The following is a 17812-nucleotide window of genomic DNA, read 5'->3' on the forward strand; positions in this document are numbered from 1 at the left end:
ATCGCCCGATGTCCGCCCGGCTGGATAACATCCGCTGCCCCCGTCGATCGAGCACGGGGTAGATCGGGGAAAGGTGGATGAGGGATGACCCTCATGCCTGACAGAAATCCACTTCGGACCGGAAGGCGGCGCCTGCTCGCCGCCGCACTGTCCATGATGGTCGCCGCGGGCGCGGTCGTCGCCGCCGCGACGCCGGCCGCCGCGTACGACGTCCGGTACGAAACCAACACCTCCTGGGGTTGGACCGACTCCAGGACGCCGGGCAAGAACAACCTGAACCGCCCGGGAGACCTGCCGGTCGGCACCTGGGAGGACGCCAAGGGCCACCGGCACACCTCGCGCGCCTACTTCACGTTCGACATCTCCCGTTACCGGGGAGCTGACATCACGTCGGCGGTCCTCGACGTCAAGGAGACGGCCGGCGCGGACTGCACCAAGCGTCCCAAGGTCGAGCTGTGGCGCACCGGGCCCTACACCGCGAAGTCGAGCTGGCGGAAGCCCCCGGCGGATCGGGGCCTGGTCGACAGCCGCCAGCTCACCGACCAGTACGTCTGCCCGGCGCCCCGGGTCGAGTTCGACGCGGCCGAGGGGGTGCGCCAGGCGCTCGCCGAGGGCCGGTCGACGCTGACCCTGTCGCTGCGGCTGCCGGCCGACGTGGAGCAGGACCCGACGTCGGCCCGGAAGTACGCCACCCGGGCGGGCATCTCCATCGACTTCAACTTCCGTCCCGGTGTGCCGACCGACCTTCAGACCACGAACGGCACGGCCTGCACCACCACCGAGCCTTACCAGATGGTGCGCTACGCGTCCCTGTCCGGCGTCGTGCACGACCGGGACCTGAACGACACCGGTGGCCGCGACCAGCTCACCGTCTCGTTCGCGGCCTGGCCGGTCGACCAGCCGGACGCACGGATCGAGCGGACGGACTACGCCTGGGACGGCGACCGTGCCCTCGGCCGCTTCGACCAGATCTACCCCCAGCCGTTCGCGCACGACCGGACGTACGCCTGGCAGATGCGGGCGGCGGACAGCCGGGCCACCGGCGACTGGAGCCCGATCTGCTACTTCCGGACCGACCTCCGCGGCCCGGACAAGCCACCGACGATCACCTCCGCCGCTTTCCCGGACGACGGCGAGTGGCACCCCGGACTGCCCGGCGACTTCACGTTCGGCGCGAACGGCGTACCGGACGTCACGACGTACGGCTACTCGCTGAACTACGACGGTGAGAAGACGGTCCCGGCGAACGGGGCGGGCGAATCGGTCACGGTCACGCTGACGCCGCGATCCGGCATCAACACGTTGCGGGTGTGGAGCCTCGACGCGGTCGGCAACCGCTCGGCGACCATCGACTACGAGTTCCTCGCCCGCGACATGTCGCCGATCGTCGACGGCCGGCTGGACGAGATCGGGGTGCCGGCCACGTTCCAGGTGCGCTCGCGGCTCGACGGCGTGGTGCGCTACCGCTACGGCCTGGACGGCGACCCGGAGCGGACCGTCGACGCCGCCGCCGACGGCACCGCCGCGTTCACCGTCACCGCGACCCGGGGCGGCAGCCGCACGCTCTCCGTCACCGGCGTCACCGCCGCCGGGGTGGAGGTCACCGCCACGCGGCAGTTCTCGCTGCCCACCGAGCCGAAGATCTCGGCGACGGTCTACGAGGAATACGGGACCGGCGGCGGTCAGGGCGTGCCCGGCGTCTTCACGTTCACCCCGCGCCTGCCCGACACGGTCAGCTACCGCTACCGCTTCAACGAGCAGGAGGGCACGGTCCAGGCGGGCGCCGACGGCACCGCCTCGGTCACCTGGACGCCGACCGAGGCGGGTTGGGTGAACCTCGCGGTGTGGAGCGTGAGCCGGGACGGCACCGAGTCGGAGCCGGCGACCTGGTTCTTCGGGGTGCGGGACCTGCTGCCCGGCATCTACTCCGACCTCTACCGGCCGGACGCATGGGCCGGCGGCCCCGGGCAGGCCGGCGAGTTCCGGCTCAGCTCCGAGGTGCCCGACACGGTGGCCTACCGCTACCGCTTCGACGGCGGCGCCGAGCAGAGCGTCGACGCCGACGGCAGCGGGTACGCCACCGTCGGCTGGACGCCCGAGCAGGGCGGCACGCACGCGCTCACCGTTCGCGGGGTCACCGCCGACGGAACGGTGTCGGCCGAGCGGACGTACACGTTCCGGGTCAACGACGCGCCCCTGGTGGCGTCGGAGCAGTATCCGAAGGACATCAACAGCGGGCTGCCCGGCGTGGCCGGTGTCTTCGCCGTCGCCCCGCAGCGCCCCGGCATGGTGAAGTACCACTACACGTTCTGGGGCGAGGAGACGAGGACGGTCGACGCGGCGGCCGACGGCACCGCCTCGTTCGCCTGGACGCCGGAGCGCTCCGGCTGGCAGCAGGTCACCGTGGTCGGGGAGACCGCGGACGGCACGGCCACCCAACCTCGGGAGTACGCCTTCACCGTCCGTGAGCCGAAGCCGACGATCGTCTCCTACCTCTACAACGAGTACGACCCGCAGGGCGGCATCGGGCAGGCCGGTGCCTTCCGGTTCGACTCGGACCTGCCGGACACCATCACGTTCGTCTACCGGCTCAACGACGGGCCGGAGCAGACCGTGGCGGTGACCGACGGCACCGCAGCCGAGCTGACCATCACCCCGGATCGGGGTTTCCGGAACACGCTCACCGTCCGGGCCCGCTCGGCCTCCGGCGAGCTGTCCCCGGAGGCGAGCTACTCCTTCGTGGTCAGCACCGCGCCGGTGATCAGCTCCACCACCTACCCGTACGGTGAGCCGGGTGGCGGGGTGGGCGTGCCCGGTGTCTTCACGTTCACGCCCCGGATGCCCGACGTCGAGTCGTACGTCTACCAGTTCGACAACGGCCCGGAGATCACCGTACCGGCGGGCGCGGACGGCTCCGCCTCGGTGACGCTGACGCCGACCGAGGCGCGCTGGTACCCGATCTCGGTGTTCGCGATCGACAAGGCGGGCAACCGCTCGAACTACGCGTACCACTGGTTCGTGGTCCAGGGCTGACGGCTCGCACGGACCAGGCCGGCCCCACCACCTTTCAAGAGGTGGTGGGGCCGGTGTCACATCCGCCGCGGGCGATCCGGCGTACCTTGGGGATCATGCCTGTGCCGAGCGATCCGCATCCCCATCTCCAGTCGTACGCCGACCCGCAGCGCCTGGTCACCACCGAGTGGCTGGCCGAACACCTGGGCGACGAGGGGCTCGTGGTGGTCGAGTCCGACGAGGACGTGCTCCTCTACGACACCGGCCACCTCCCCGGCGCCGTCAAGGTCGACTGGCACACCGAGCTGAACGACCAGGTCACCCGCGACTACCTGGACGCCGCGAGCTTCGCCGAGCTGTGCGCGGCCAAGGGCATCGGCCGGGACGACACGGTCGTCTTCTACGGCGACAACTTCAACTGGTGGGCCGCGTACGCCCTCTGGGTCTTCTCCCTCTTCGGCCACGCCGACGTGCGGCTGCTCGACGGCGGCCGGCAGAAGTGGGTCGCCGAGGGTCGGGAGTTGACCCGGGAGAAGGTGAGCCGGCCCCGGGCCGACTATCCGGTGCCGACGCGCGACGACGCGCCGATCCGGGCCTACCGGGAGCAGGTGATGGCGCACGTGGCGGCCGGCCGGCCGCTGGTCGACGTGCGTTCACCGGGCGAGTACACCGGCGAGATGCTGCACATGCCGGACTATCCGCAGGAGGGCGCGCTGCGCGGCGGGCACATCCCGGGCGCGGTGAGCAAGCCGTGGAAGTCCGCCGCGAACGACGACGGCACGTTCAAGTCCGCCGACGAGCTGCGGGCGATCTACGCCGACCAGCTCGGGTTGAGCCCGGCCGACGACGTGGTGGCCTACTGCCGGATCGGCGAACGGTCCAGCCACACCTGGTTCGTGCTGCACCACCTGCTCGGCTTCCCGCAGGTGCGCAACTACGACGGCTCGTGGACCGAGTGGGGCAACCTGGTCCGGGCGCCCGTCGTCAAGGGCGACCAGCCCGGCGGCCTGACCCGCTGAGCGTTCCGGCCGGTCCCCGCCTCCGGGCGCGGGCCGGCCGGTCCGCCGTTCCCGCCGTCACCCGGCGGACGCCGGGGCGGGTGGGATCGGTTGGGTCAGGTAGCGCTGGATCGTGGGGCCGACCCAGGCGGCCAGTTCGTCCGGGTCGAGTTCGACCACGGGAGGCAGCCGGATCACGTAGCGGGTGAGGGCGAGGCCGAGGATCTGGCTGGCGACCAGGCCGGCGCGGCGGGCGGCGGTCGCCGGGTCGGCCCCGGAGCGGGTGACGGCGGTGGCGAGCTGCCCGGCGAAGATGCCGCGCATCCGTTCGGCCGCGCCGGGGTTGGTGCTGGCCGCCCGGAGCAGGGCGACGAGTGTGCCGTCGGCCTCCCAGCGGCGCAGGAAGTGCCGGGCCAGCGTCTCGCCGAGCCGTTCGGGCGGCACCTGGGCCAGGTCGGGCAGGTGCAGGTCGAATTCGGCCGCCGCCGCGAACAGCCCCTCCTTGCTGCCGTAGTAGCGCATCACCATGGACGGGTCGATCTGGGCGTCGGCGGCGACGGCCCGGATGGTGGCCCGGTCGTATCCGTCGGCGGCGAATCGTTCCCGTGCGGCGCGCAGGATGGCGGCGCGGGTGGCGTCGGAGCGGCGGGCGCGGGCGGGCGGTCCGGTCATGTCCACGACTGTAGGCCAACGCGCGTTGACATCGACGCTAATGTCTAGTCAACGGGTGTTGGCAAACAGTTGTTGACCAGACCGGAGGTGGAACGATGCTGCCCACGCAGACCGATGTCCTGGTGGTCGGGGCCGGACCGACCGGCCTGGCCGTGGCCGTCACCCTCGCCGGGCACGGGACGACCGCCACGGTGGTCGACCGGCTGGCCGAGCCGCCCGTCACCTCGCGCGCCGCAGTGGTGCACGCCGGCACGCTCGACGTGCTGGACCGGATCGGGGTCGCCGAACCGCTCGCCGGCCGGGGGCTGCACTCCGCCCGGTTCAGCGTCCGCGACCGGGACCGGCTGCTGCTCACCGTGCCGTTCGACAGGTTGCCGTCCCGTCACCGGTACGCGCTGCTGATCTCGCAGGCGGAGACCGAGGCGGTCCTCGCCGACCGCCTCACCGCGCTCGGCGGCCGGGTGCTGCGGCCGTACGAGCTGACCGGCCTCGACGTCGACGGCGCCGGCGCCACCGCCCGGTTCGCCGGCGGCGAGACGGTCCGGGCCCGCTGGGTGGTCGGCGCCGACGGGATGCACAGCCGGGTCCGCGAACTGGCCGGCATCGGCTTCGGCGGCCCGGCCGACCCGGGCGAGTCGTTCCTCCTCGCCGACGTGCGGGTGGACAGCGCCCTCCCGCGCGATCAGGTCAACCTGTTCCTGTCGCCACGGGGGCCGCTGGTCTGGGCGCCGCTGCCCGACGGCACGGTCCGGCTGGTCGCCACCGTCGCCGACGCGCCGCGCGAGCCGCAGGCGCGGCACTTCCAGGCGCTGCTCGACGAGCGGGGTCCGGTCCGGCGGCCGGACCGGGTCACCGGCCTGGCCTGGGCGTCCCGGTTCCGGATCCACCACCGGATCGCGAGCAGCTACCGGTCCGGCCCGGTGCTGCTCGCCGGCGACGCGGCGCACGTGCACAGCCCGGCCGGCGGGCAGGGGATGAACCTCGGGCTGCGGGACGCGGTCGCCCTCGGTGACGCGCTCGCCGCCGGCCCCGAAGCCCTCGACCGGTACGCGACGGACCGCCGCCCACTGGCCGAGGAGGTGCTCGGCTTCGCCGCCGGTCTCACCCGGCTCGCCGCCGCACCGCCGGCCCTGCGGCCGGTGCGGGACCTGCTGCTCCGGACGGTTTCCGCACTGCCCCCGGCCCGGCGACGGCTGGCGGTCCGGCTGGCCGGTTTCGAGCCTCCCACCGCAACCACCCCCAGCCGGCGGGTCGAGGGTCGAGCGGCGACCGCCGGGTAACCATGGCTCCCCTATCGCCGAAGGTGAGGTCTACGCTGGCCCGGTGGCGGTGGAACAGCGGGCGCGGGGCGCGGCGGGCGTGGCCCGGCGCCGGTCCCGGCGGGACGAGATCCTGGAGATCGCGGTCGGCCTCTTCGCGGCGCGGGGCTATCACGGTGTGTCGATGGACGATATCGGTGCCGCGGCCGGCGTCACCGGGCCGGCGCTCTACCACCACTTCGCCGGCAAGGAGGCGATGCTTGCCGCCGCGCTGATCCCGGTCAGCGAGGGGCTGCTCGCCGGCGGGCGGGAACGCGCCGCCGACCACCCGGACGACCCGCGCCGCGCACTGGAGTCGCTCATCGACTTCCACGTCGAGTTCGCGTTGGCCAATCCGGCAGTGATCGCGCTGCACCTGCACGAGCTGGACCGGCTCCCGGACGAGCCGCGCCGCCACATCCGCCGGCTCCAACGGATGTACGTCGAGGAGTGGGTCGCCGTGCTCACCGCGCTGCACCCGGACCTGTCCGACGGCGGCGCGCGGGTGCTCGCCCACGCGGCGTTCGGCCTGATGAACTCCACCCCGTTCCTCGGCGGCGAGGTGGACCGCCGACGCCGGGCGGAGCTGCTGCGGGGCGCGACCCTGGCGGCCCTGCTGGCTCCCACCGACCCACCTGACACGCCGCGCGCGCCTTAACGCATGTTAAGAAGGGGCCCCGGCTATACACCAGGCGTTAAGAAGGGGCCCTTCCTTGCCGAACATGTTTGATTCGCTGCTGGTGGCCAACCGCGGGGAGATCGCGCGCCGCGTCATTCGCACGGCCCGCCGGTTGGGGGTGCGCACGATCGCGGTCCACTCGGAGGCCGACGCCGACCTGCCGTTCGTGACCGAGGCCGACGAGGCGGTCTGCGTCGGGCCGGCCAACCCGGCGCAGAGCTACCGCAACGTCGAGGCGATCCTCGCCGCCGCGCGCAGCACCGGCGCCCAGGCGATCCACCCCGGCTACGGTTTCCTGTCGGAGAACGCCGACTTCGCCCGTACCGTCTCCGAAGCCGGCCTGATCTGGGTCGGACCCGGTGCGGACGCGATAAGCGCGATGGGCGACAAGATCAACGCGCGCAACCTGATGGCGGCGGCCGGCGTTCCGGTCGCGCCCGGCACCACCGATCCGGCGGCCGACCTGGACGCGGCGGTCACGGCCGCCGCCGGGATCGGCTACCCGGTGATGGTGAAGGCCGCGGCCGGCGGTGGCGGCATGGGCATGGGCGTGGCCGCCGACGAGGCCGCGCTGCGCACCGAGTTCGACAAGGTCCGTGCGTTCGCGGAACGCATGTTCGGTGACGGCTCGGTGCTGATCGAGCGCTACTTCCCCCGGGTACGCCACGTCGAGGTGCAGATCCTCGGGTTGGCCGACGGCCGGGTGGTGGCGCTCGGCGAGCGGGAGTGCTCGGTGCAGCGGCGCAACCAGAAGCTGGTCGAGGAGTCCCCCTCCCCGGCCGTCTCGGCGGAACTGCGGGAGCGGTTCCTGGCGGCGGCGGTCCGCGCCGGCGAGGCGGTGAACTACCGCAACGCGGGCACCGTCGAATGCTTGCTCGACCCCTCGACGCAGGAGTTCTTCTTCCTGGAGATGAACACGCGGCTCCAGGTCGAGCACCCGGTCACCGAGCACGTCTACGGCGTCGACCTGGTGGAGGAGCAGTTGCGGGTGGCCGCCGGCCTGCCGCCGACCTTCGACCCGGACGCGCTCACCCCGCGCGGGCACGCGATCGAGCTGCGGGTCAACGCCGAGGACCCGAAGCGCTTCCTGCCCGGGCCGGGCGCGATCCGGACCTGGGTGGAGCCGACCGGCGAGGGCGTCCGGGTGGATGCCGGCTATGTCGAGGGCAACACGGTAACGCCGTTCTACGACAGCCTGCTGGCCAAGCTGATCGTCACCGGCGCCACCCGGGAGGAGGCCGTGCGGCGCGGCCGGGCGGCGGTGGCCGAGTTCGAGATCGCCGGGCCGAAGAACAACCTGCCGTTCTTCGCCGAGCTGCTGGAGAACCCGGAGTTCCTCTCCGGCGACTACGACACCGGCATCGTCGGCCGGATGCGCTGAGCCGACCGGAGCCGGACGGCCGGGGTCACCTGCCGTCCGGCACCGGGCGGGGAGCCGGTCCGAGCTGGTCGCGGCGGCGGGTGAGGTAGGCGCGCTCCGCGGCGTTGCCGGCGAGGTCGACGGCCCGGCCGTACGCCACCCGCGCCGCGTCGTCGCGGCCGAGTCGCCGCAGGAGATCGGCGCGGGCGGCGTGCAGGGCGTGGTAGCCGTCGAGGGCCGGGGCGAGTCGCTCGATCTCGGCGAGCCCGGCCCCGGGGCCGGCGACCTCGGCGACCGCTACGGCGCGGTTGAGCCGCACGATCGGCGAGGGGTCGAGCAGCGCCAGCCGGTCGTAGAGGGCGAGGATCGTGGACCAGTTGGTGTCCGTGACGGACTCGGCCTCCGCGTGGACCGCGTTGATCGCGGCCTGCAACTGGTAACGCCCGGCCGGTCCGCCGCCGGCCGCCACCGCCTCGATCCGCTCCCGGACCAGCGCCCGGCCCTCGGCGAGGCGGGCCCGGTCCCAGGTGCCGCGATCCTGCTCGGCGAGGGTCAGCAGCTCCCCGGTGCCGGACAGGCGTGCCGGCCGCCGGGCGTCGAGGAGGAGCATCAGGGCGAGCAGTCCGGCCGCCTCGCCGTCGTCCGGCAGCAGGGTCCGGAGCATGCGGCCGAGGTGGATCGCCTGGTCGCTGAGGTCGACGCGGACCGGATCGGCTCCACCGCTGGAGAGGTAGCCCTCGTTGAAGATGAGGTAGACGACCGCGAGCACCCCGGCGCGCCGCTCGCGGACGTCGGCGGCAGAGGGCACCCGGTAGGGGATGCCGGCCGCCCTGATCTTCTCCTTGGCGCGGGTGATCCGTCGCGCCATCGCGGTCTCCTGGACGAGGAAGGCACGGGCGATCTCGGCGACGGTGAGGCCGCCGAGCAGGCGCAGGGTGAGCGCCACCCGGGCCTCCACCGCGAGGGCGGGATGGCAGCAGGTGAAGACCAGTCTGAGCCGGTCGTCAGCGACCGGGCCGGGCGGCCGGGCAGGGGCGTCGTCGGACAGCACCCGGGCCGCCCGGTGCTTGGCGTCGCGCTGAGCCTCACGACGGAGCCAGTCGATCGCCTTGCGGGTCGCGGTGGTGGCGAGCCAGCCGCCGGGACTGGGCGGGACGCCCTCATCCGGCCAGCGGGCCGCTGCCGCGGCGAACGCCTCGGCGGCGGCTTCCTCGGCGACGTGGAGGTCGCCGAAACGGCGCGCGAGGCCGGCGACCACCCGCGCCCATTCCTCGCGGTGGGCCCGGGTGATCGCCTCGCGGACGGACGCCCGCGCCTCGGGCGACGGGTGCCTCACCGCTCTCCGGAGCCCCGGCGTCGGGGCTGGAGGGGAGCACGGAACCGGTGGATCTCCTGCGGCCAGTCGAGGGCGGTGGCGATCCGGCCGGCCCAGTATCGCGCCGCCTCGTCGTCGGCCACCTCCACTACGGCGAAGCCGCCGAGGTGCTCCTTGGTCTCGGCGTACGGCCCGTCGGTGAAGACGGGCCGGCCGTCGACCGACTCGACGCTGCACACCGCGGTGGACCGGTCGAGCCCGCCGTTGGTGAAGATCAGCACGTCCTCGGCGAGCATCTCCTCGATCACGGCCCGGGCGGCCTCGCCCTTCTCCCGCAGCTGCTCGGCCGTGTGCTCGGGCACCCATTCGTCGTTGAACGCGATCAGGTACTCCGTCATGGTCGACTCCTCAAGGTTCGGGTGGCGGCCCGAACGGCCGCACCACATCATGTCCACGAACGGCCGCGTCCCGATACGACACCATCGGAGGATCTCCCGGCGAGGCGACATCCGGTCCCGTGGTGACACACTTCTCGGAGATGAGCACGAACGACGTCACAGCGAGGTGACCCCTAATGGCGGAACTGCCGGACCACGTCAGCATCCGTGAGGTCGGGCCCCGGGACGGGCTCCAGAACGAGGAGCCGATCCCGACCGACGCCAAGGTGCGGCTGCTCGACGCGCTGTCCCGGACCGGGGTGCGGCGCATCGAGGCCGTCTCCTTCGTGCACCCGAAGGCGATCCCGCAGATGGCCGACGCCGACGAGGTGTGGCAGCGGGCGGAGCGGGCGGACGGGGTGCGCTACTCGGCCCTGGTGCCGAACACCCGGGGCGCACAGCGGGCGCTGGCCGCCGGCTTCACCGAGATCGAGGTGGTGGTGTCGGCCAGCGACACGCACAACCGGCGCAACGTCAACCGGTCGACCGAGGAGTCGCTGGACGACATCGCCGAGCTGATCGACCTGCTGCACGGCGCGGGCGCGACCGCCGAGGTGATCGTGGCGACCAGCTTCGGCTGCCCCTACGAGGGCGACGTCGATCCGCGGCGGGTCGCCGCGATCGTCGACCGGGTCGCTCGCGACGGCGCGGACCGGGTGGCGTTCGGCGACACCACCGGCATGGGTACGCCCCGGCGGGTCCGCGAGCTGCTCACCGCCGTCCGTGACGGCAACGCCCACCTGCCGGTGCTGCTGCACTTCCACAACACCCGGGGCACCGCCCTGGCCAACATGCTCACCGCGATGGAGTTGGGCGTGACCGAGTTCGACGCGAGCGTCGGTGGCCTCGGCGGCTGCCCGTACGCCCCGGGGGCCAGCGGCAACCTGGCCACCGAGGAGGCGGTGCACATGCTGCACGACATGGGCGTCGACACCGGCATCGACCTGGACGCCCTGATCGAGGCGGCGGAGCTGGCCGAGCGGCTGGTCGGCAAGAAGCTTCCGTCCGGCGTGCTCCGCGCCGGCCCCCGTACCCGCCTGACCCCGTTTCCGTCCTGACGCCGCCGCGCCGGAGTTCGGGGGGTGGCTGGGTCCGGGTGGGGTGGGCGTGGGTCGCCGGAGGGGGCGGCGGTGAGGTAGCCTAACGATCGTTCAGGTCGGTGGGTGGCGAGGGAGTCGGCGTGACACTCGACGGTGAGGCTCTGGAGCAGCTGCACAAGCGTGCCCGTGCCGGTGGCGCGGACAAATACCACGCGGCCAACGCTGCCAAGGGCAAGCTCTTCGCCCGAGAGCGGGTGGCCCACCTGGTCGACGAGGGCTCCTTCGTCGAGGACGGGCTCTACGCCAACGCGATGGCTGACGGGCTGCCCGCCGACGGGGTGGTGACCGGCACCGCGACCATCGACGGCCGGCCGGTCTGCCTGATGGCGAACGACTCCACGGTCAAGGCCGGCAGTTGGGGCGCGCGCACCGTCGAGAAGATCATCCGGATCATCGAGCGGGCCTACACGACCCGCGTACCGATGGTCTACCTGGTCGACTCCGCCGGCGCCCGGATCACCGACCAGGTCGACCTGTTCCCGGGCCGGCGCGGCGCGGGAAAGATCTTCTGGAACCAGGTCCGGGCCTCCGGGGCGATCCCGCAGGTCTGCGCGCTGTTCGGGCCGAGCGCGGCGGGAGGGGCCTACATCCCGGCGTTCTGCGACGTGGTGGCCATGGTGGACGGCAACGCCAGCATGTATCTCGGCTCCGACCGGATGGTCGAGATGGTCACCGGCGAGAAGACCACGCTGGAGGCGATGGGCGGGGCCAAGGTGCACTGCGCCGAGTCCGGCGTGGGCCACTTCCTCTGCAAGACCGAGACCGACGCGCTCGACGTGGTGCGCACCTACCTGTCCTACCTGCCGGCCAACTGGACTCAGACGCCGCCGACCACCGAGGCGCGGCCCGCGCCGGCGAAGGCCGACCTGGCCGCGCTGGTGCCGGCCAGCGAGCGGCAGGCGTTCGACATGCGCCGGTACGTCAAGGGCCTGGTCGACGAGGACAGCTTCTTCGAGATCCAGGCGCTCTGGGCCAAGGAGCTGACCATCGGCTTCGGCCGGCTGAACGGCGAGGTCGTCGGCGTGGTCGGCAACAACTCGATGTTCAAGGGCGGCGTGCTCTTCGTCGACTCGGCCGACAAGGCGACCCGCTTCGTGCAGCTCTGCGACGCGTTCAACGTGCCGTTGCTGTTCCTCAGCGACGTGCCGGGCTTCATGGTCGGCAGCGCGGTGGAGAAGCAGGGCATCATCCGGCACGGCGCGAAGATGATCACGGCGATCTCCGAGGCGACCGTGCCGAAGATCTGCGTGGTGGTCCGCAAGGCGTACGGCGCGGGCCTCTACGCGATGGCCGGTCCCGGCTTCGAGCCCGACGCCACCATCGCGCTGCCCACCGCGAAGATCGCGGTGATGGGCGCCGAGGCCGCGGTCAACGCCGTCTACGCCAACAAGATCGCCGCGATCTCCGACGAGACCGAGCGCGCCGCGTTCGTCGCCGCGAGACGCGAGGAGTACGAGCGCGACATCGACGTCGTCCGGCTCGCCAGCGAGCTGGTGGTGGACGCGATCGTCGAGCCGCACGAGCTGCGCGCCGAGCTGGTGCGCCGGTTCGCCGCCGCGCGCGGCAAGGAACGACACTTCTCCACCCGCCGGCACGGCGTCACCCCGGTCTGAGCACCCGGCCGGCGTCCCGAGCGCCCGGCCGATCACCCAGGCTTCCCGCAGGAGGATCAGGAGGACCAGATGGACTACCGGCTCAGCGACGAGCAGGAGGCGCTGCGCGAGAGCGTCCGGGAGTTCGCCCGCGAGGTGGTGGCGCCGGCCATCGCCGAGCACTACGAGAAGCACACCTTCCCGTACGACCTGATCCGCCAGATGGGCAAGATGGGGTTGTTCGGACTCCCGTTCCCGGAGGAGCACGGCGGCATGGGCGGCGACTACTTCGCGCTCTGCCTGGCGCTGGAGGAGCTGGCCCGGGTCGACTCCAGCGTGGCCATCACGTTGGAGGCGGCGGTGTCTCTCGGCGCGATGCCGATCCACCGCTTCGGCACCGCGGAGCAGCAGGCGCGGTGGTTGCCGCAGCTGCTCAGCGGTGAGGCGCTGGCCGGCTTCGGGCTGACCGAGCCGGGCACCGGCTCGGACGCGGCCGGCACCCGGACGCGGGCGGTCCTGGACGGCGACGAGTGGGTGATCAACGGCTCGAAGGCGTTCATCACCAACTCCGGCACCGACATCACCGCGCTGGTCACCGTCACCGCGGTCACCGACACCCGGCCGGACGGCAGCAAGGAGCTGTCCACCATCATCGTGCCGTCCGGCACGCCCGGTTTCACCGTCGCGCCCGGCTACTCGAAGGTCGGCTGGACCGCCTCGGACACCCACGAGTTGACCTTCGACGACTGCCGGGTGCCGGCGGGCAACCTGCTCGGCGAGCGCGGTCGGGGCTTCGCCCAGTTCCTGCGCATCCTGGACGAGGGCCGGGTCGCGATCGCGGCGCTGGCCGTCGGCCTGGCCCAGGGCTGCGTCGACGAGTCGATCAAGTATGCCAGGGAGCGTCAGGCGTTCGGCCAGCCGATCGGCAACTACCAGGCCATCCAGTTCAAGATCGCGGACATGGAGATGAAGGCGCACACCGCCCGGCTGGCCTACTACGACGCGGCCGCCCGGATGCTGGCCGGCGAGCCGTTCAAGCGGCAGGCGGCGATCGCCAAGCTGCACGCGAGCACTGTGGCGGTGGACAACGCCCGGGAGGCGACCCAGATCCACGGCGGGTACGGCTTCATGAACGAATACCCGGTCGCCCGCTTCTGGCGCGACTCCAAGATCCTGGAGATCGGCGAGGGCACCAGCGAGGTGCAGCGCATGGTCATCGCGCGCGACCTGGGCATGTGACCGTCCCCGCCTCGGCCGTCTGTCGGATATCGGCGTCGTACGGTCGGGTGGTTGACGATCGACTGTGGAGCGTCGGATCCCCTCCGTAGTCTTCGTCCCCATGACTCCCGATCATGATCGTCCGCGGGGCCCGGGTGGCCGGACACCGCTGTCCGATCTGTTGCGTGGGCACCGGCTCGTCGCCGGCCTGACCCAGGTCGAGTTGGCCGGCCGGGCGGGCGTGGGAGTGCGGACCGTCCGCGATCTGGAGCGGGGCCGGGCGACCCGGCCCCAACGCACCACCGTCGACCTGCTCGCCGACGCGCTCGGCCTGACCGGCTCCTCGCGGCGGCAGTTCGTCGCCACCGCCCGGCCCGCCCCGGCCTCCGTCCCGACCGAGGCCGCGCCCGATCCGGGTACGCCGATCGCCCTGCCCCAACCCCAGCCGCTGCTCGGCCGGGAGCGCGACCTGGTCGAGGTGTCCGCCCTGCTCGACGCGCATCCGGTGGTGAGCCTGGTCGGGCTGGCCGGCGTCGGCAAGACCGCGCTCGCGCTCACCGTCGCCCACGCGGTCGCGGCGCGTCATCCGGCTGGCGTGGCCGGGGTGCTGGTCGGCGAGGGCTCGGACGCCGCTGACGTGCTCGCCGCCTGCACGTCGGTGTTCGGCCTGAGCCGCCTCGCCGACCTCCCGTGCCGGCTCGCCGGCCGGCCGGCGCTCCTGCTCGTCGACGCCGTGGACCGGGCGCCCGGGCCGGTGGCCGAGGCGCTGCGGTCCCTGATCGACGCCGCGCCGAGCCTGCGGGTGCTGGTGACCGGCCGGCGGCCGGTCGGGCTTCCCGGTGAGGTGGTCCGGCCGGTGGCGCCGCTCGACGTGCCGCCGGCCGACGTGCGGCCGGCGGACCGGGCCGAGCTGGACCGCTGGCCCGCCGCGGCGCTCTTCGCCGCCCGGTTCACCCAGGCCCGGCACGCGCCGCCCGACCGGGCCGAGCTGCCGGCGCTCGCCGCGCTGGTCCGCCGCCTCGGCGGCCTCCCTCTGGCCATCGAGCTGATGGCCGCGCGGGGGCGCATCCTCGACGTCACCGAGCTGCTGGACCGGTACGGCGATCGCGTTCTCGACCTGGCGGGCGTGCGCCCCGGGTGGGAGCCGGCCGGCCCGGCCGCCGGCACGGTGACGTTGCGCGAGGCGGTGGCGACCAGCTACCACCTGCTCGCCCCCGCCGACCGTGCCGCGTTGCGCCGGCTGTCGGCGTTCCGCAACCGCTGGTCGGTCGAGCTGGCCGAGGAACTGCTCGCCGAGGGCGACCGGCGGTGGGACGCGGTGCCGCTGCTGGACCGGCTGCGCGAGTTGGGCCTGCTCAGCGTCCGGGGCACCGGCCCGTTCCGGTTCCGGCTGCTGGACGCGGTCCGGGACTTCGCGGCCGAGCAGGCCGAGTTGGAGTTGGAGACGGCGGGCATCCGGCTGCGACACGCCTCGGTGATCGCCGGGTTGGTCCGGCGCACCGCCCCGGGCCTGGTCGGCGTGGAACTGCCGGGGACCGTGCACCTGCTCGACGAGGCGACCGGCGACATCAGCGCCGCGCTGGCGTACGCCGCCGAGGATGCGCCGGCGATCGCGTTGCTGCTGGCCGCCGCGCTGCCCCGGTGGTGGCGGCTGCGGGGGCGGGACGTCTCGGGTCGCCGGTGGCTGCGCCGGCTGCTGGCCGACCCGCGTACCGCCGGGGCGCCGCCGGTGCTGCGGGCCTGGGCGCTGCTGGGCTCGGCCCGGTTGGCCGCCGAGCACGGGGCGGGGCCGGAGGAACTGCCGGCGGCGCGTGCCGCGCTGGCCACCTTCGCCGAGGCCGGCGACGTGACCGGGGAGCTGTCCGCCCGCTCGGTGCTCTGCGCGGTGCTGCGTGGGCTCGGCGCACACGACGAAGCCCGGGAGCAGGCCGACGCGGCGCTGGCGCTGGCCACCCGGCATGGCCGGGTGCGCGAGATGGCGGTCGCCCAGCACCATCTGACCTGGCACGACGTACGCGTGGGGGAGTTGGCCGCCGGCCGGCGGCGGCTGGCCACCGTCGACCGGTTGGCCGCGCAGTGCGGTGACCAGCGGCTCCGCCTGCTGGCGCGGGCGGACCTGGCCGAACTCACCCGGCTGGAGGGCCGCTACGCGGAGGCGGCCGAGCAGGGACGGCGGGCGGCAGCCGCGCTCGTCGAGCTGGGCGATCCGGGCCGGCGTCGCCGGACGATCGGCGGCGTCGGGCTGGCGCTCGCGCTGCACGGGCGGGACGACGAGGCCCTCGCGGTGGTGGCCGAGCTGTGGCCGTCCCACCCGGTGCCGGGCCCGCGCCGCCCGCCGGCCGCCGAGCGGTGGGACCTGCCGGGGACGGCGCGGGACGCCCACACCGAGGACGCCCTCCGCGCGCTGATCGAGGGCCAGGTGGCGTTGAACCGGGGGGACCGGGAGCTGGCGGCGGAGTGGTTCGCGGCGGCGGCCGAGGCCGCGGCCGGCGGCGCGGACCGGCGGGATCTGGTGGAGGCACTGGTGGGGCTGGCGGCGAGCACCGGTGACGCGGCCGTGTTGGATCGGCTGGACCGTGCGCGGCAGGTGACCGGTGTCGGTCTGCTGCCCCGGGAGGAGGACCTGCTCTACTCCCTGGTGGCGCAGCGGGAACGCGCACGGCGGCGGTGAAGCGCGGGTGATGGGGCGCGGGGGTGGCGCGAGCGAGGAAGCCCCCTGATGCTGCCCCTCGCTCCACGCTCGCGCCAGCACCCCCCGGTGCCCCCCGCTCCCGGCAGCCTATCCAGGAGTCCGGGCGTTTCGTCCGCTCTTGTCGCCTTCTGTTCCTGCCGTCGGGCGGTTCTGCCGGTCGTTCTGCCGGTGACCCGCCGGTAGCGGTTTTCGGCTCAGCAGGCGGGGCTTCCGGGCGGCTCGGTGCTGCCGGCGGTGGCGCCCGGATGCACCGCGTCCCGGACCCGGCGCAGCCCGTCCAGGAGCCCGTCGAGCTGAGCCGGCGCGAGCTGACCGGTGAACCACTGCTCGATGATCTTCAGGTGACCCGGAAGGGTCTCGTCCAGCCGATCGAGGCCCGCGGCGGTCACCACCGCGAAGGAACTGCGCCGGTCGGAGGGGCAGGCCCGGCGGCGGATCAGGCCGTCGCGTTCCATCCGGTCGACCACCCGGGTGACGCCGCTGGTGGACAGCGAGGTCTGCGCCGCGAGGTCGGTCATCCGCAGTTGGTTGTTGGGTGAGCGGGCGAGCCGGGTGAGCACCTCGAACTCGACCGGGGAGAGCCCGTGCTCCTCGAACTGGGTGGCAAACCGGGCAGCCAGCCCGGCCTGCGCCTCGTAGAGGAGGCCGACGGCGGTGATCCGGGGGTCGTCGAACACGTTCTGGTCCACGCCACCATCCTAGCAACACTTGACAGAGGGAATATTGCTCTAGCTATAGTTGCTCAGTCAGCCGTTGGGCTACTAAACAATCTTCTCCGGAGGAGCGCATCATGACCAGCAGCACCGAGGCGACTACCCGCGACTGGGAGGGTCTCACCATCCCGGCCCCCGGCACCTACCTCTTGGACGCCGCGCACAAGCGGGTCGGCTTCGTCGCGCGGCACATGATGGTCAGCAAGGTACGCGGTGAGTTCGCGGACGCCACCGCCACCGTCACCGTCACCGACGACCCGCTCCGGTCCACGGTCACGGCCACCATCCAGGCCGCCAGCATCAACACCGCCCAGGCGGACCGCGACGGGCACCTGCGCAGCCCGGAGTTCCTCGACGCCGAGCAGTTCCCCACGCTGGAGTTCCGCAGCACCGGCGTGAAGTCCCGCGAGGGCAACGAGTTCGTGCTCGCCGGCGAGCTGACGATCAAGGGCGTTACCCGTCCGGTGGACCTTCAGGTCGAGTTCGAGGGCGTCGGCCGCAGCCCGTTCGGGCAGGACATCTTCGGTTTCTCCGCGCACACCGAGATCGACCGGGAGGACTTCGGCCTGACCTGGAACGTCGCACTGGAGACCGGTGGCGTCCTGGTCGGCCGCAAGGTCAAGATCGAGATCGAGGGTGAGGCCATCCGCCAGGGCTGAGCCGTCGCCGGGGCCACGGGCCCGCACCGTCGAACCCGACGGTGCGGGCCCGTCCCCGCATCCGCCG

At 73.2% G+C, this 17812-nt stretch carries 14 protein-coding genes; 10 read left to right on the forward strand and 4 right to left on the reverse strand.

The window, feature by feature from the left end; translation table 11 throughout:
* Window positions 1-93: 93 nt before the first annotated feature.
* Both AB0H28_RS18145 and AB0H28_RS18150 read left to right on the forward strand, forming a co-directional pair.
* Window positions 94-3033: a hypothetical protein gene (locus AB0H28_RS18145; RefSeq protein WP_358040986.1), complete on the forward strand. Its 2940-nt coding sequence runs from the start codon at window positions 94-96 to the stop codon at window positions 3031-3033.
* A 95-nt stretch (window positions 3034-3128) separates the two neighbouring features.
* Entirely contained in the window at window positions 3129-4031 is a 903-nt protein-coding gene (locus AB0H28_RS18150; protein ID WP_358040989.1) for a sulfurtransferase, read from the forward strand.
* Between the two features lie 57 nt (window positions 4032-4088).
* Here AB0H28_RS18150 and AB0H28_RS18155 read toward each other — a convergent pair whose 3' ends face one another.
* Window positions 4089-4682: a TetR family transcriptional regulator gene (locus AB0H28_RS18155; protein ID WP_358040992.1), complete on the reverse strand. Its 594-nt coding sequence runs from the start codon at window positions 4680-4682 to the stop codon at window positions 4089-4091.
* 95 nt (window positions 4683-4777) lie between these two features.
* On the opposite strand from AB0H28_RS18155, the gene AB0H28_RS18160 reads away from it, so the two are divergent.
* The 3 genes from AB0H28_RS18160 to AB0H28_RS18170 all read left to right on the forward strand — a co-directional run bounded on the left by AB0H28_RS18160 (window position 4778) and on the right by AB0H28_RS18170 (window position 8040).
* Window positions 4778-5962 (forward strand): FAD-dependent monooxygenase, encoded by a 1185-nt coding sequence (locus AB0H28_RS18160; RefSeq protein WP_358040995.1) that lies wholly within the window; start codon window positions 4778-4780, stop codon window positions 5960-5962.
* A gap of 43 nt (window positions 5963-6005) precedes the next feature.
* The gene (locus AB0H28_RS18165) at window positions 6006-6638 is read left to right on the forward strand and encodes a TetR/AcrR family transcriptional regulator (protein ID WP_358040998.1); all 633 of its coding nucleotides are present in this window, start codon (window positions 6006-6008) and stop codon (window positions 6636-6638) included.
* A 64-nt stretch (window positions 6639-6702) separates the two neighbouring features.
* Window positions 6703-8040 (forward strand): biotin carboxylase N-terminal domain-containing protein, encoded by a 1338-nt coding sequence (locus AB0H28_RS18170; protein WP_358041001.1) that lies wholly within the window; start codon window positions 6703-6705, stop codon window positions 8038-8040.
* Between the two features lie 25 nt (window positions 8041-8065).
* Here the strand turns inward: AB0H28_RS18170 and AB0H28_RS18175 are convergent, their stop codons facing one another.
* Both AB0H28_RS18175 and AB0H28_RS18180 read right to left on the reverse strand, forming a co-directional pair.
* The gene (locus AB0H28_RS18175) at window positions 8066-9355 is read right to left on the reverse strand and encodes a DUF6596 domain-containing protein (protein ID WP_358041004.1); all 1290 of its coding nucleotides are present in this window, start codon (window positions 9353-9355) and stop codon (window positions 8066-8068) included.
* On the reverse strand, window positions 9352-9732 hold the full coding sequence (locus tag AB0H28_RS18180; RefSeq protein ID WP_358041008.1) for a YciI family protein: 381 nt from the start codon (window positions 9730-9732) through the stop codon (window positions 9352-9354). The genes AB0H28_RS18175 and AB0H28_RS18180 overlap by 4 nt, the downstream gene beginning before the upstream one ends.
* Window positions 9733-9917: 185 nt before the next feature.
* On the opposite strand from AB0H28_RS18180, the gene AB0H28_RS18185 reads away from it, so the two are divergent.
* The 4 genes from AB0H28_RS18185 (at window position 9918) to AB0H28_RS18200 (ending at window position 16352) form a co-directional block, all read left to right on the forward strand.
* Window positions 9918-10829, forward strand: coding sequence for a hydroxymethylglutaryl-CoA lyase (locus AB0H28_RS18185; protein WP_358041424.1), 912 nt, complete (start codon window positions 9918-9920; stop codon window positions 10827-10829).
* A gap of 122 nt (window positions 10830-10951) precedes the next feature.
* Window positions 10952-12484: an acyl-CoA carboxylase subunit beta gene (locus tag AB0H28_RS18190; RefSeq protein ID WP_358041011.1), complete on the forward strand. Its 1533-nt coding sequence runs from the start codon at window positions 10952-10954 to the stop codon at window positions 12482-12484.
* A gap of 69 nt (window positions 12485-12553) precedes the next feature.
* Complete coding sequence (locus tag AB0H28_RS18195; protein WP_358041014.1) at window positions 12554-13702, forward strand: acyl-CoA dehydrogenase family protein; 1149 nt, start codon at window positions 12554-12556, stop codon at window positions 13700-13702.
* A gap of 100 nt (window positions 13703-13802) precedes the next feature.
* A complete protein-coding gene (locus AB0H28_RS18200; RefSeq protein WP_358041017.1) occupies window positions 13803-16352 on the forward strand; it encodes a helix-turn-helix domain-containing protein in 2550 nt (849 codons plus the stop codon).
* Between the two features lie 215 nt (window positions 16353-16567).
* On the opposite strand, the gene AB0H28_RS18205 is transcribed toward AB0H28_RS18200, so the two are convergent.
* Window positions 16568-17062 (reverse strand): MarR family transcriptional regulator, encoded by a 495-nt coding sequence (locus AB0H28_RS18205; RefSeq protein WP_358041020.1) that lies wholly within the window; start codon window positions 17060-17062, stop codon window positions 16568-16570.
* A gap of 101 nt (window positions 17063-17163) precedes the next feature.
* Here AB0H28_RS18205 and AB0H28_RS18210 point away from each other — a divergent pair, with 101 nt between their 5' ends.
* Entirely contained in the window at window positions 17164-17745 is a 582-nt protein-coding gene (locus AB0H28_RS18210; protein WP_358041023.1) for a YceI family protein, read from the forward strand.
* The last annotated feature ends 67 nt before the right edge of the window (window positions 17746-17812 follow it).

The organism is Micromonospora sp. NPDC050980 (genome assembly GCF_040653835.1).
GTDB lineage: Bacteria > Actinomycetota > Actinomycetes > Mycobacteriales > Micromonosporaceae > Micromonospora.

Excerpts from the sequence above, each read along its gene's own strand:
- AB0H28_RS18170 (WP_358041001.1), top strand. The coding sequence starts at position 6,703 with ATGTTTGATTCGCTGCTGGTGGCCAACCGCGGGGAGATCGCGCGCCGC.
- AB0H28_RS18145 (WP_358040986.1), top strand. The coding sequence starts at position 94 with ATGCCTGACAGAAATCCACTTCGGACCGGAAGGCGGCGCCTGCTCGCC.
- AB0H28_RS18180 (WP_358041008.1), bottom strand. The coding sequence starts at position 9,732 with ATGACGGAGTACCTGATCGCGTTCAACGACGAATGGGTGCCCGAGCAC.
- AB0H28_RS18200 (WP_358041017.1), top strand. The coding sequence starts at position 13,803 with ATGACTCCCGATCATGATCGTCCGCGGGGCCCGGGTGGCCGGACACCG.
- AB0H28_RS18210 (WP_358041023.1), top strand. The coding sequence starts at position 17,164 with ATGACCAGCAGCACCGAGGCGACTACCCGCGACTGGGAGGGTCTCACC.
- AB0H28_RS18150 (WP_358040989.1), top strand. The coding sequence starts at position 3,129 with ATGCCTGTGCCGAGCGATCCGCATCCCCATCTCCAGTCGTACGCCGAC.
- AB0H28_RS18155 (WP_358040992.1), bottom strand. The coding sequence starts at position 4,682 with ATGACCGGACCGCCCGCCCGCGCCCGCCGCTCCGACGCCACCCGCGCC.
- AB0H28_RS18195 (WP_358041014.1), top strand. The coding sequence starts at position 12,554 with ATGGACTACCGGCTCAGCGACGAGCAGGAGGCGCTGCGCGAGAGCGTC.
- AB0H28_RS18160 (WP_358040995.1), top strand. The coding sequence starts at position 4,778 with ATGCTGCCCACGCAGACCGATGTCCTGGTGGTCGGGGCCGGACCGACC.